We start from the raw sequence: 13666 nt of genomic DNA on the forward strand, positions 1-13666 counted from the left end.
TTGCACCACAACGACTTCGGCGTGTCATCGTCACCCGCGCCAGCCACAGCAACGACGACTACCCAGAGCCACGGATGCTTACCCGGAAAGGCTCAATGACCATAGTGGAGACCGTCAGAACCGATCGCTGGAATCCGGTGCATGCGATCCGATGCGTTCGCGGGCTGCGAACTTCGTCGCCTCCACGGTGCTGCGCGCCAACGCGATGGCATCGTGCAGGAGCGGGGCGTGGGCGAGGTTGCCGTCCTGTTGCGTGCGCAGCAGTGCAGCCGCGCAGGCGAGGGCGTCGCAGGCAGCGCTGATCTCCGGGATGCGCCACCGGCCGGAGGCGCGGATTTCCAGGACGAGCCGTTCCAAATGATCGATGATCGCTGTGAGATCCGCAGTCGTCTCGTGGACGGTGCTCATCGGAAGTCTTCCTCCGCCTTCCCGGAGACCGGCAGACCGCCGTCGGGACGTCGCGCCTCGACGTCCCGACGGCGGTGTGCGGATGTCATGCCTGTTGGTCGGTCTTCGTGACGAGGTGGTTGCCGAGCACCAGGTAGTCGATCTCCGTGCCCAAAAAGCAGTTCAGCGCGTCGGCCGGGGAGCACACGATCGGCTCGCCCGCCACGTTGAACGAGGTGTTGATCAGGCATGGCACGTCGGTCAACGCGGTGAACCGGCGCAGGAGCGTCGTCAACCGCGGGGTGTCCTCATCGGTGATCGTCTGCACCCGCGAGGTTCCGTCCACGTGGGTCGCACCCGGGATCACGTCGTGGAACTCCGGCCGCACGGGGAACACGAACGTCATGTACGGCGAGCGGGTCTTCTTGCCCATCTCGAAGATCTTCGGCGCGTCGGACTCGAGCACGATCGGCGCGAACGGCCGGAACGGCTCGCGGTGCTTGACCCTGGTGTTGATGACGTCCTTGATGTCCGGGAACTTCGGGTTCGCGAGGATGCTGCGGTGGCCCAGCGCCCGCGGACCGTGCTCGATCCGGCCCTCGTACCAGCCGATAACGACCTTCTCGGTGAGCAGCTTCGCCACCTGGTCGACGACCTCGTCGTCCCCCAACCGGCGCCACTGCACCCGGTCGCCGAACTCCTGCAGTGTCCGCTCGATCGTCGCCTCGTCGTACTCCGGGCCGAGGTACGGGTTGACCGCCGGGGCGGACTTCGCAGTGCCAGCGTTGTCCGGGTGGTTGGACCAGGCGTAGACGGCGGCGCCGATGGTCACCCCGGTGTCGCTCGCGCCGAAACTCACGTCCATGTCGGCGAACCGCGATCCCTCGAGCAATTCGGTGTTGTTGACGCAGTTCAGCGCCACGCCGCCCTCGAACAGCAGGTGGTCCAGATCGGTCTTGGCCTCCAGCGCGCGGAGCTGGTGGCTGGTGACGGTGGTCAGCATCTCCTGCGCCGCCGCGGCGAGGTTGGCCTTGTACTCGAGGGTGTCCAGGAACGGACCGAAGTGCTGCTCGAGCAGCGGATCGAAGCAACGCGGGTTCTCCACGTCGTGCGGCCTGCACAGCGTGTAGCGCCCGTCCTCGTGCAGCTGGACGAAGTGGTCGAGGAACGGGTTCGGCGAGGGCGGCCCGGCGAACCCGGACAGACCCATCACCTTGTACTCGTCGTTGTTGGGCACGAAGCCCAGGTAGCGCGTGATCGAAGCGAACAGGTTCCCCATCGAGTCGTTCGCGCTGATCGTCGACTCGTCGAAGACCCGGATCTGGCCGCTGCGGATCTCACCGATCAGCGACGAGAACAGTTCGGCGCGGCCGTCGCTGATCAGGAACGCCGCGTCCTTCCCACCCGCCAGGTAGTGGCCGGTCATCACGTGGGCCAGGTGGTGCGGCACGAACACGACCTTGTCCGGGTCGGGGGTGAACCCGGTGCGCGCGGCGAAGTCGGCGAGGACCGCATCGCGGCTGAGCGCATCGGTGAACAGCTTGCCGATGCGGCTGATCCGGCCCAGCTTGTCCGCGGGGTCCAGCGGCGCGCCCACGATGTCCAGCAGCAGCCCGTCGAACACCTCGGAGGAGAAGTTCCAGGGCACGGCGATGAGGTCGATGTCGGAGAACTGCACGCCCGCGCGTTCGAGGCACCAGTTCACCGCGTTGATCGCGAAGTCGGAGGTCTTCTTCTCCCGGTTGAGCCGCTCCTCCTCCACTGCGGCGACCAGCTCGCCGTCCACCAGCAGCGAGGCACCCGCGTCGTGGCCGAGCACGTAGTGCTTCTCGGTTCCGACCGCACCAAAGTGCTCGGCGAAGGTTTCCGCGCCGCGGCTGAACCCGTTGCACCCCAAGACAATCATGCCGATTTCCTTCTCTGTTGTGCTGCGTCGGTGCACGTGCGCCGGCGGGAGGGCCGGTCGGGCGGCCACGGTCGGGTCGACTTTCGAAGGCAGAGGAATTCAAATGGCTGCGGAACTCTCCAGCACCTTCACCAGCGTCGGCGTTCGCCGTCAGGCTACTGACGAAAAACAGCCAGGGGCAATATGACCAGCACACCACCACGGATGCATTCTTCATGTCTTCCCGAAAACCCTTCCAGTGCAATCAATCGCGTAGCATGAGCGTGCGCCTCGGAGTAGAACGCACATCGGCACCACACCCATCGCTTCGAACGAGTCCGTAGGAGGGCTGCGATGCCTCTGGACCGCATACTCCGCAACCTGATCAAGTGGCAGCACGCCGACGGCCCTCCCGTTCCGGCCCGCGAGCTGACCATCGAGCGAGCCCGCGAGCTGTACCGGAGGAATGCAATCCGGCCGCGCCAGGAGGACGGCGGCCCGCGCCCGGCCGTCAGCACCGCGGACCGGACGATCGACGGTATCGACGGATCATCTTTCCGGGCCAGGGTTTTCACCCCGGAATCGGACGAGGGTCGGGTGCTCACCTACCTGCACGGCGGCGGGTGGTCGCTGGGTGACATAGACAGCCACGACTGGGTCTGCCGCATCGTGGCGGCGTCGCTGGGCGCAGTGGTGGTCTCGGCCGACTACCGGCGGGCACCGGAGTTCCCGCACCCCGCTCCGCTGCGCGATGCCATTGCCGCAGCCCGCTGGACGGACCGGAACTTCCCGGACCGCGACCACGTGATCGGCGGTGACAGCGCCGGCGCCGGCCTCGCGCTCGGCGTGGTGCTCGATGCGCGCGAGACCGGCGACGTCCAGTTCGCCGCACAACTGCTGGTGTACCCGCCGGTGGATCCAAGCCTGCGGATCGCCGCGTCCTCCGCGCACACGGCGGGATACCTGCTGACCGTGGACGACATGGCCTGGCACTACGAGCAGTACCTCCCCGATCCGCGGCAGCGCACCGACCCCGCTGTCGATCTGCTGAACGCCGACCTCCGAGACCTGCCTCCGGCTGTGCTCGCCACGGCCGAGTTCGACCCGCTCCACGACGAGGCGGCGGAACTGGCCGACAAGCTCCGCGCCAGCGGCGTGCCCGTTCGGCACGTGCCCGGTCCTAGCCTGGTGCACGGCTACTTCCTAATGCAGGACATCGTTCCCGCGGCGGCCTCGCGGGCCCGGGAGGTCCTCCAAGAGCTGGACGCCGTTCTGCGGTCAGCGCGCGAAGCGCGGCCCGCCCCCGTTCGGTGAGTCCCCGGGCTGCTTGGAGTGGCCGCTCCGAGCGGGGACTCTCAGCGCGGTAAGACCTCCGCCGGCTCGGGCCGCAGCGCAGCCACCACTCGCGGCTCGTAGTCGGCGTACACCTCGTTCAACTCGCCGTCCAGGAACAGCCGACGCATCGCAACGCGCTGGATCTTCCCGCTCGTGGTCCGCCGAACCCCACCGCGCCGCAGCAGTCCGATGCCGTCGAGCCGGACACCGAACTCGCGGGCGACCGTCTGCTTGATCTCAGCTGCCAGCTGTTCCAGGCGTTCCCTGGCCGGACGCCCGTTGATCTCGTGCGCGACGACCAGGGCTTCCTCAGCACTGCCGTCGGCAAGCGGCATGGTGAAAGCAGCACCGGCGCTGCCGAGTTCGCCGTGCTGTGCCCGCAGTTCCCGCTCGATGTCCTGCGGGTACAGGTGGCGGCCGTGCACGGTCAGCACCTCCGCGAGCCGCCCGGTCACGTACAGCTCACCGTCGTGCAGCGCGCCGAGGTCACCCGTGCGCAGGTACCGGCCGGGGGCGAAGGCGCGTTCGGTCGCTGCGTCGTCGCCCCAGTAGCCCTTGGTGATGCTGGGCCCGCGTAGCCAGATCTCGCCGACGGCACCGGGATCCAACGCCTCCCCGGTCTGCGGGTCAGCGATCAGCACGTCGAAATCGCGCGGCGTCCCGCAGCTCACCAGATCAGCGCCCTTCTCCGCCAGCACGAACCGGTGCTGCTCCAGCAGATCGGCGTCCACTTCGGTCACCACGACCTTCCGGTACCCCTCCGCAGAGACGAAGACCGTTGCCTCGGCCATGCCGTAGCAGGGGCACAGCGCGTCGCCCCGCAGCCCCGCGGCGGCGAACCGATTCGCGAACCCGTCCAACGTCGCGACGTCGATCGGCTCCGAACCGTTGGCGGCGAACCGCCACCGGGACAGGTCCACACCGGCCAGTTGTTCATCGGTGATCCGGGCGCAGCACAACTCGTAGGCGAAGCTCGGGGCCGCCGACCAGGTGATGTCGTACGCGTCGATCAACCGGAGCCAGTGGTCCGGCCGCTTCAGGAACGCGCTGGGCCGCATCAGCACGCAGCTCGTACCGCACAGCAGCGCGGGCACCAGCTGACCGAGCAGCCCCATGTCGTGGAAGAGCGGGATCCAGCCGCCCAGAACGGTTTCCGCGGTCAGCCCGAACGCGCGGCGCTGACCATCCACATTGTGCAGCAGATTGCCGTGGCTGAGCATCACGCCTTTGGGCTCACCCGTGGAACCTGAGGTGTACTGGAGCATCGCGAGCGTCTCGTGGTCCAAGTCCGCTGGCTCCCACTCGCCCGCGCCAGCCAGTTCACCGCTGTCCGTCGCGAGTAGAGCCGTGCCGCTCAACCCTTCAGCCTCGGCCCATTCCGTGACGGCGGGCAGGTTTTCGGTGTCGGTCAGGATCGCGGACACCGCTGCGTCCTTGGCGATGCCACGCACCCGCAACCGGTCCTGGCGGTACCGGCCCGGCAACGGCGCGGGTACCGCGGCCATTCCGGCGTAGAGGCAACCGACGAAGGCAGCGGCGAAATCGAGTCCGGTCGGGTACAGCAGGAGCACGCGGTCACCGGCTGCGCAGCGGGTCCGCAGCCAGGCCGCTACCCTCCTGGCTTCGGCGTCGAGTCGGGCGTAGGTCCACCTGGCGGCGCCATCGGTCCGCTCCACATCGGTCACGAAGGTCAGCGCGGTGCGTTCCGGTGTCGAGCGGGCGTGTTCGCGAATCACCGCGGCAGCGCTGGCAGCGTGCGACAGATCGACCATGGCCCTGGTTTCCCCTCCCCTGTCGCGCGCACGGCTCGACAACCCCACAAAACGGCTGATGGGCGCTTCAGGAATCATTCCGGTACGGCACGAGAAAGCGCCGCGAGACTCGAATTGAGGCTAGCACAGCCACGGTTCACCACCTAGTTCCCGACCAGCAGGGGTGAAAATCGCGCATTCGAGTATTAAGAATTCATTCGCGCGCAACCAAATTCTTTCGCGGGCCATTGCAACACTGGGGCCCGGATGGTACTTCTTGATCCCCACCGATCGTACAACACGAAGTTGACGGACGATGCTCGCGAAATTAACATGACGAAACACCGAGAACAGGACCGCGCCGGACGACGTCGATCGGAAATCCGCGTCGCAACTCCCCCTGACACGGCACGGCCCCGTTCAGCGGCGTTCGAACCAGATCGAATTCACCGACCACCCCATTCGAAAAGATCATTCATCCCAGACACCCGCCGAGCGCTCCGCCAATCGGCCGGGTGGATCCCCACGGCTACCGCACGGCCGGCAACACCGACCGCGCTGTTCATATCCAGTGCGAATCGCGGGCGATGCGCAGCGCGTCTATCCGGTTGCGCGCCCCCAGCTTGGCCACCACGGACGAGAGGTAATTGCGCACGGTCCCCTCCGACAGGTGCAACCGCTCCGCGATCTCGACCACCGTGTCACCTCGGGAAACGTGCTCCAGCACGGAGGACTCCCGCAGGGTCAGCGGGCAGCCCCCATTACCCAGCGCGGCGACAGTTAGCTCCGCGTCGAAGACCCGTTCTCCCTGGTACACCCGGTGGATGGCGCCGAAGAACTGCTGCGGAGGCACGCTCCGCTGCACCATTCCGCCGACCCCGCCAGCGAAGGCCCGGCGGACCACCGAGCGGGCGAACGCGGTGGAGAGCAGCATGCTCCGGCATTCCGGAAGGCTCGCCACCTTCTCGGCAATTGCGATCGCGTCGTTGTCCCCGCTGTCGAAGCTGATTATCACCACGTCTGGCCTACATAACTCGGCTAACTCTAATGCATCGAGTTTGCTGTCGACCGAGCCGACAACTCGAAACTCGTCGTTGCGCTCGAGCAGCGCGGTAAGCGCGAAACGGGACAGGTCCAAATCGTCGCACACCAATACATCGATATCCACGATATCCCTCCAATTAGCCCCCGTTCGGACATTCGGACCGCAAAGTATCATACGTGTACGAAAACTTGAAGTTCCGCCGCCGGGGACGCACCCCGTTACACATGGGAGACGAGCCGTTCCGCAGCCGAACGGAGTCTTGTCGACATACCTAACGGTCATTACGACGTGTCGGCCACGGGCAGCTATATCACCATCAATCCGGCACGCGCGCGTTCCGGTCGGGAATGCCGTTTTCCCATAATTTTCACAGGGCTCCAGTGGTGCGAATGCCGTACTGGAGTCGGCGAACGGACGCAACGAGGCGGATCCGGCGAACGCAGGACTGGCGAGCGACAACCGCGATTCCGCGCGCCGATCAGGTCAGCGATCGACCGCGAATGCAACGGGAGGAGTTGTCCGCACATCCCGCGGACGACAGCTCGATCCAGCGATCCCCGTGCCCCAGCGTCCGCGCCACGTGGAGCAGGATCGACCACGAATTCCACCTTCCCCCAAGGAAGTAGGACGCAGCTGCACCCGGGACGACGACGTCGCGATGCGGCTGCCGACGATTCGATTCCCAATCCCACCCACAAGATCAAGATGATACAGACCATCGATCATCGCCCGCAACACCTCGCCACACTGGGAGCACTCAGGGTCGCCTTCATTCCACAGGGCAACTCGAGAACGGATCTTCCGCGCAAATCCGGCGTGGCCATATACGACTTCTCGACCGGAGGTCAACAGTGCACGGCTCGACGCGCGCATCCCGCACCGCGGACCCACACAAGCCGTGACGAGGAAGTTTCCCCATCAGTCCGGAAAACCGATTCGGCAGTGCCCCGAGGCGGCCGACCATTGACAACAGCGGCCGCGCCCATCAAGATCCCGGATCATATCTGATTTCGTAGCTGATGTTGGGAGCTTCCGTTGGCTCGCGATGCCGAGACCACCGCCGTCGGACACCTGCCGGGCTCGGTCATCGCGGCGGTTTTCAAGGGCAGCGACCGGGGCTAGCGCAGGACACAGCAAAGGAGCTGTCATGCCCGAACAGGACCTCTCCCAGGAGAGAACCCGGCGAGAACATCGCCGAGTCGCACTGGGCACCCTGGTCGGCACCACCATCGAGTGGTACGACTTCTTCATCTACGCCAACGCCGCCGCCTTGGTGCTGACTCCCCTGTTCTTCGAGCCGTTCGTCGTCTCGTACGGAGAGCTGGCCGGGCGGCTGATGGCGTTCGCCACCGTGGGCGTGAGTTTCATCTTCCGCCCGCTCGGCGCGATGGTCGCGGGACACTTCGGCGACAAGCTCGGCCGAAAAGCCATGCTGGTCCTGACGCTCATGCTGATGGGCGTGTCCACGACCCTGATCGGCCTGGTGCCCAGCTACGCGTCGATCGGGATCTGGGCGCCGATCCTGCTCATCGCGCTGCGCGTCCTGCAAGGGTTCTCCGCGGGCGGCGAGTGGGGCGGGGCCGCGCTCATGGCCGTCGAGCACGCCCCGGCGCACCGACGTGGGCGGTTCGGTGGATTCCCGCAGATCGGGGTCCCGGTCGGCATGCTGATCGCCACCGCCGTGCTCAGCATCGTCACCGCGACGACGACCGAGCAGCAATTCCTCGACTGGGGCTGGCGGGTTCCGTTCCTGCTGTCCGTCGTGCTCATCGGGGTGGGCACGGTGATCCGGCTGGGCGTCGCCGAGTCGCCGGTGTTCACCGAAGCCGACGGTGAGCAGCCGCGCGTCCGGCTGCCGCTCGTGCAGATGTTCCGCTTCAACGGGCGGCAAGTGCTCCAGGGCACCCTCACGTTCGCCGCGAACAACGCGGCCGGCTACATGGTGACCGGCGGCTACGTGCTCTCCTACACCACGACGGTGCTGGGGATGGACCGCGCCACGATTCTCAACCTGGTCACCCTCACCAGCGCGGCTTGGGTCGTCACCACCATGTCGGCGGCGATGTTGTCGGACCGGATCGGGCGCACCGCGGTGTACAAGATCGGTTTCGCCACCCTGCTCGTCTGGGTCTTCCCCATGTTCTGGTTGATCGACACCGAGAACGTGCTGCTGATCGCACTGGCGATGCTGGTCTTCAGCATCGGCATCGGCTTCACCTACGGACCGCAGGCGGCCATGCTGGCCGAGATGTTCCCCGCCCAGGTCCGCTACTCCGGCGCCGGGCTGTCCTACGCCTTCGGCGCGGTCCTCGGCGGCGCCTTCGCCCCGATGATCGCGACGTGGCTCCAAGCCGCGTTCGGCAGCACCATGGCCGTGTCGGGCTACCTGTTCGCGCTCACGGCGATCGGACTGGCCGCGACGTTCACCATCAAGGACCGCACCGGCAAGCCCCTCGGCCCGGAAGCGCTCGACATCCCGGGAGCACGCGAACTCGCCGCGGCGACCCACCGGTAACCGCTCGCTGCGGGGGCGGTCCGGGACAGCCGGGCCACCCCCGCCGTATACGATCGCGGGTGTCGCCACCCGAGGACGGAACGAGGGAGATGCCGAGTACAGCCGGTGCGCAGCAGCAGGCGCTGTCGAAGTCGGAGAAGGTCTACCGGGAACTCCACACCCGCATCCTGTCGGGACGCTTTGCCAGCGGATATCGGCTGGTCCTCGATCAGATCGCCCGCGAGTTCGGCACGAGTCCAGTCCCGGTGCGCGAGGCAGTGCGGCGGCTCGAGGCCGAAGGCCTGGTGACGTTCACCCGCAATGTGGGGGCGCAGGTCGCCGGCATCAACACCTCCGACTACGCGAACGCCATGCAAACGCTGGCCTACCTCGAAAGCGCGGCCACCAGTCTCGCGGCTCCGCACGTGACGCCGAAACAGCTGGAGGACGCGGCGTCCTTCAACGCGGAGATGCGGGAGATGCGCGAGGGAACCCTGGACCCGGTGCGGTTCACCGAGCTCAACCACCGCTTCCACTGGGTGCTGTGCGAGAGCTGCCCGAACCAGCACCTGCTCGACCTGGTGCACCGGGAGTGGCAGCGGATGTCGGGCATCCGGCGCTCCAGCTTCACCTTCGTCCCGAGCCGGACGCTGTCCTCTGTGGACGAGCACGACCGGATCATCGCGCTCATCCGGGCAGGCGCCTCGCAGCAGGAGATCGAGCGCGTCTCCCGCGACCACAAGCTCCGCACGATGACCGAGTACTTGACGTCCTCCCGGCCGTAAACGGCCGGGATTCCTCCTGAACCTTGCGGTTCTCCGGTGGGTTCCTGGTTCATCGAGACGTGCTCCCCACTAGGTGGGGAGACTGACGGTCTCTCCGCAGGCGTTTAGACTCTCCGCCCGTCCGGCGGCGAGGATGTTCTTGGCAGCGTTCAGGTCGCGGTCGTGGGTTGCTCCGCACGCGCATGTCCACGACCGGACCGACAGCGGTTTCGGCCCGTCGACAGCACCGCACGCCGAGCAAACCTGGCTCGACGGGTAGAAGCAGTCTATCTTGTGGAACGTCCGCCCGTACCGAGTGGCCTTGTCTTCGAGCATGCGCAGGAACAAACCCCACCCGGCATCGTGCACGGACTTCGCCAACGTGGTTCGCGCCAACCCGACCACACACAGGTCCTCGACGAACACCGCTTGGTTATCGCGGATGATCGCCGTGGAGTGCTTGTGCGCCCAGTCGGTTCGGGCGTCCCGGACTTTGGCGTGCGCCTTGGCGACCCGAATTCGAGCCTTGGCGCGGTTGTTGCTACCCTTCGCTTTCCGGCTCAGGGCTTGCTGCGCTTTGCGGAGCTTGCGTTCCGCGCGGCGCAGAAACTTCGGAGAAGCAATCGTTGTACCGTCGGAGAAGACAGCGAACGTCGACAACCCCAGATCGATGCCTACCTCGGTGTCCGAAAATGGGAGCGGTTCGTTCTGGGCGTCGACCACGAACGACGCGAAGTAACGTCCGGCGTCCTTGATCAGCGTGACCGACGACGGCGCGGCAGGAAGATCCCGCGACCACGTGACGCGAAGGTCTCCGATCTTCGCCGCGTACAAGCGGCCGTTCGGCTTGATACTGAACCCATTGCGGGTAAGCCGGATCGCCTGCCGGTTGTCCTTGCGGGACCGGAACCTAGGACGCCCGACCTTGCGTCCCCGACGTGCGCCGGACATCGAATCGAACCAATTGCGGTACGCCGCGCGCGCGTCCTGACACGCCTGCACCAGGGCGACCGACGCGACCTCGGACAACCATGCGCGTTCTGGTATGCGCTTGGCCTGGGTGACAACCCGGCGCTGCACCTCGGCATCGCTGACTTTCTCCCCGGCATCGAACGCGTCCTGCCGGGTGCGGAGTGCGTCGTTGTACACCACACGCGCACACCCGAACGCCCTGGCCAGCGCGATCCGCTGACCAGGCGTCGGGTAGACGCGGAAGTTGTACCGAAGCTGCACGACCACACCCTATGGTCGACCACCGACAAAACTGATGTGCCAACCCGGCCCTGAAGGACCGGGCTTGCACGCTACGTTTCCTGGTCACCACCCGCCCGGAGTCCGCCTCATCCTGACTTCACGTGCTCCGGATCAGCGGAGCCTCACGCCCCCGGAACGTTCGCCGTACCGGGGCGTACTCACGGCCACCTGCTCGAACAGGCACGCCAGATCCCTTTTCGCGACGGAAATCAAAGTCGACCGAGGTGTCGTAGGCACGACCCCGGATCTGCCGCCGCCATGACGCCGGTCCAACCGCAACCACCGACATGAGAGTGCACCTACTGACGATCTTGCTGGCCGCCCTTCGTTTCCTGAACGTTCAGCCAGTTGTCCTCGTTCCCGTTTGTTCCCACGCCTAGGTTTCTTAGCGTTTCTTAAGGAAGGGAACCATGGACACACCCTCCGCAGTGCGGGCTCGTGGGATCACCAAGTGTTTCGGCGATGTCGTTGCCCTCGACGGCATCGACCTGGATGTGGCACAGGGGCAGATCCACGGGTTAGTCGGGCCGAACGGCGCCGGCAAGACCACATTGCTGGGCCTGCTGCTGGGCCTGGCCGTCGCCGACAGCGGCACTCTCGAAATCCTCGGCACGCCAGTCGGAAGGGCGCTCGCCGCTCCCAACGCGGTCGCTGGTTTCGTCGACGGTCCCGGGCTCTACCCCTCGCTGACCGCGAAGCAGAACCTCGCCGCGCTGGCCGCACTTCGGGGCGGTGATGCGAAGACGAAGGGAATCGACGAGGTGCTCGGCGAGGTCGGGCTCACCGATGTCGCCGACGACCGCGTCCGGGGCTTCTCCCTCGGCATGCGTCAGCGCCTCGGACTCGCCGCGGCCCTGCTCACCAAGCCCCGCCTGCTGGTGCTCGACGAGCCGTCCAACGGCCTCGACCCGTCCGGCAAAAAGCACGTGCACCGCGTCATTACCCGGCTCGTCGCCGACGGAACCTCCGTCGTGCTCTCCAGCCACCGGATGGACGATCTCGAAGCACTGTGTTCCGAGGTCACCATCCTCGCCGCCGGGCGGGTCGTGTTCTCCGGGCCGCTGAGCAAGCTCGCCGCCGAGAACCAGGAACTCGACTACCGGATCCGCACCTCCGACCCCGAGGCCGCCCGCCGGCTGGCCGCCGATGCCGCAGGGATCCGCGTCGTCGACGGGCAGGACAGCGAGGTGCTCGTGGTGAGCGCGCAAGTGTCCGCCCTTGACGAACTGGTGGCGCGGCTCGTTCAGGCCGGCGTCGCGGTGCGCGAGCTTGCGCCCGTGGTGTCGCCGCTGGAAGCCGCATTCCTCGCACTGACCGAGCAGCAGGAGTCCAGCCGATGACCACGACCGTCACCGATGCCCCCGCTCCCGCTCTCGCCGCCCGTCCGGTCTCGACGGCGCGCGCTTACCGCTTCGAGCTGGTCAAGCTGCTTTCGCAGTGGCGGGTGCGCCTTCTGATCCTTGCCTGCTGGATCGCGCCCGCGCTGTTCATCATCGCGGTGAACCAGCAGACCACGCTACCCGTCGACACCCTCTTCGGCCGCTGGATGAACACCACCGGGTGGGCCGGATCGCTGGTGCTGCTAGGTTTTTCGGGCCTGTACGCGCTTCCGCTGCTGGCCTCGCTGGTCGCCGGTGACGTGTTCGCCTCCGAAGACCGGCTCGGCACCTGGCGCCACCTGCTGGTGGCGGTCCGATCGCCGCGGCGGATCTTCGCCGCGAAGGCACTGGCCAGCCTCACAGTCCTGCTGGTTCTGGTGGCAGGCCTGACCGTTTCCAGCGTCGTTGGTGGGATCGTGGCGGTCGGCAACCGGGAACTGATCGGGCTCGATGGGCACCTGCTCGCGCCGGGCGACGCCGCCGGGAAGGTACTGCTCGCCTGGGCCTGCGTACTCGCGCCGACCCTCGCCCTCGCGGCGATCGGGCTGCTCGGGTCCGTCGCATTAGGACGGTCGCCGATGGGGCTGCTGATGCCCGTCGTCGTCGCCTTCGTCATGCAATTCGTGCAGCTGATGCCGGTGCCCGTCGCGGTGCGCCTCGCGCTGCCCACCTACGCCTTCATCTCCTGGAACGGTCTGTTCACCTCGCCCATGCAGTTGGGGTCGCTGATGATCGGTATCGTGGTCAGCCTGGTGTGGGCCGTGGCCGCGACCGCTCTGGCCTACGTGCTGTTTCTGCGGCGGGACTTCACCGACCTCACCTACGACGGCGCCGGGCGGCGCGCGATCACGCTGGGGCTGCTGCCGCTGGTCGGGGTTTTCGCCGTGACCGTCGCGGTCGTGATCCCGGTGACCGGTGCTACCGGTTCCGGGATCGATCAGGACAAGGTGCAGCGCTCGGTGGCCACCGCCTTCTCCCACCTCTACAGGCTGCAAACCGAGCAGCTCAACCGGCCCGATGTCACCGAGGAACAGCTGGCGGCCACGGCGGCGTGCAACAAGGGCGGCGGCCAGATCGCCCCCGAAGGACCGGGCAACGACTGGCGTTGCGTCGTCTCCTGGCATCTCCCCGGCGTCGAGGCCACTGGGTCGGCCATCTACCAGCTCGACGTCACCACAGACGGGCGGTTCGTCGCCGACGGCGATGGACCGAAGGAAGTGAACGGCTACTTCCTGGTGCACACCCCCGCAGGGGACGCACCGAACCCACTCTGGCAGTTCGACGGCAACATCGAACTGCTGCCCACCATCCCGAAGGGATAACTCAACAAATGCAGGTAACGCGTCATCGTCGGCGCTCCGAGAATGCCGGT

At 66.6% G+C, this 13666-nt stretch carries 10 protein-coding genes; 5 read left to right on the forward strand and 5 right to left on the reverse strand.

Annotated features, from left to right (window positions below; genetic code table 11):
* Window positions 1-114: 114 nt before the first annotated feature.
* Both ACWCO2_RS26020 and ACWCO2_RS26025 read right to left on the reverse strand, forming a co-directional pair.
* Window positions 115-408 carry a hypothetical protein gene (locus tag ACWCO2_RS26020; protein ID WP_450130389.1) on the reverse strand — a complete coding sequence of 98 codons (294 nt, stop codon included), beginning with the start codon at window positions 406-408 and terminating at the stop codon, window positions 115-117.
* A gap of 85 nt (window positions 409-493) precedes the next feature.
* Entirely contained in the window at window positions 494-2293 is a 1800-nt protein-coding gene (locus ACWCO2_RS26025) for a carbamoyltransferase family protein (RefSeq protein WP_450130390.1), read from the reverse strand.
* A 333-nt stretch (window positions 2294-2626) separates the two neighbouring features.
* On the opposite strand from ACWCO2_RS26025, the gene ACWCO2_RS26030 reads away from it, so the two are divergent.
* Window positions 2627-3586, forward strand: a complete 960-nt coding sequence (locus ACWCO2_RS26030) for an alpha/beta hydrolase (RefSeq protein WP_450130391.1) — start codon at window positions 2627-2629, stop codon at window positions 3584-3586.
* Window positions 3587-3627: 41 nt separating this feature from the next.
* Here ACWCO2_RS26030 and ACWCO2_RS26035 read toward each other — a convergent pair whose 3' ends face one another.
* Window positions 3628-5379 (reverse strand): fatty acyl-AMP ligase, encoded by a 1752-nt coding sequence (locus ACWCO2_RS26035; protein WP_450130392.1) that lies wholly within the window; start codon window positions 5377-5379, stop codon window positions 3628-3630.
* A 541-nt stretch (window positions 5380-5920) separates the two neighbouring features.
* Window positions 5921-6526: a response regulator transcription factor gene (locus ACWCO2_RS26040; protein ID WP_450130393.1), complete on the reverse strand. Its 606-nt coding sequence runs from the start codon at window positions 6524-6526 to the stop codon at window positions 5921-5923.
* Between the two features lie 1024 nt (window positions 6527-7550).
* Between ACWCO2_RS26040 and ACWCO2_RS26045 the strand changes: the two genes are divergently transcribed.
* A complete protein-coding gene (locus ACWCO2_RS26045; protein ID WP_450130394.1) occupies window positions 7551-8918 on the forward strand; it encodes an MFS transporter in 1368 nt (455 codons plus the stop codon).
* A gap of 89 nt (window positions 8919-9007) precedes the next feature.
* Window positions 9008-9682, forward strand: coding sequence for a GntR family transcriptional regulator (locus ACWCO2_RS26050; RefSeq protein WP_450130395.1), 675 nt, complete (start codon window positions 9008-9010; stop codon window positions 9680-9682).
* 69 nt (window positions 9683-9751) lie between these two features.
* Here the strand turns inward: ACWCO2_RS26050 and ACWCO2_RS26055 are convergent, their stop codons facing one another.
* Window positions 9752-10894, reverse strand: a complete 1143-nt coding sequence (locus ACWCO2_RS26055) for an RNA-guided endonuclease InsQ/TnpB family protein (RefSeq protein WP_450130396.1) — start codon at window positions 10892-10894, stop codon at window positions 9752-9754.
* A gap of 431 nt (window positions 10895-11325) precedes the next feature.
* On the opposite strand from ACWCO2_RS26055, the gene ACWCO2_RS26060 reads away from it, so the two are divergent.
* Both ACWCO2_RS26060 and ACWCO2_RS26065 read left to right on the forward strand, forming a co-directional pair.
* Entirely contained in the window at window positions 11326-12255 is a 930-nt protein-coding gene (locus tag ACWCO2_RS26060) for an ABC transporter ATP-binding protein (protein WP_450130397.1), read from the forward strand.
* The gene (locus ACWCO2_RS26065; RefSeq protein WP_450130398.1) at window positions 12252-13616 is read left to right on the forward strand and encodes an ABC transporter permease; all 1365 of its coding nucleotides are present in this window, start codon (window positions 12252-12254) and stop codon (window positions 13614-13616) included. Before ACWCO2_RS26060 ends, ACWCO2_RS26065 begins: the two co-directional genes overlap by 4 nt.
* Window positions 13617-13666: the final 50 nt, after the last annotated feature.

Source organism: Saccharopolyspora sp. NPDC002376, assembly GCF_053593195.1.

Coding starts and splice junctions, on each gene's coding strand:
- ACWCO2_RS26020 (WP_450130389.1), bottom strand. CDS start 408: ATGAGCACCGTCCACGAGACGACTGCGGATCTCACAGCGATCATCGAT.
- ACWCO2_RS26025 (WP_450130390.1), bottom strand. CDS start 2,293: ATGATTGTCTTGGGGTGCAACGGGTTCAGCCGCGGCGCGGAAACCTTC.
- ACWCO2_RS26030 (WP_450130391.1), top strand. CDS start 2,627: ATGCCTCTGGACCGCATACTCCGCAACCTGATCAAGTGGCAGCACGCC.
- ACWCO2_RS26035 (WP_450130392.1), bottom strand. CDS start 5,379: ATGGTCGATCTGTCGCACGCTGCCAGCGCTGCCGCGGTGATTCGCGAA.
- ACWCO2_RS26045 (WP_450130394.1), top strand. CDS start 7,551: ATGCCCGAACAGGACCTCTCCCAGGAGAGAACCCGGCGAGAACATCGC.
- ACWCO2_RS26050 (WP_450130395.1), top strand. CDS start 9,008: ATGCCGAGTACAGCCGGTGCGCAGCAGCAGGCGCTGTCGAAGTCGGAG.
- ACWCO2_RS26060 (WP_450130397.1), top strand. CDS start 11,326: ATGGACACACCCTCCGCAGTGCGGGCTCGTGGGATCACCAAGTGTTTC.
- ACWCO2_RS26065 (WP_450130398.1), top strand. CDS start 12,252: ATGACCACGACCGTCACCGATGCCCCCGCTCCCGCTCTCGCCGCCCGT.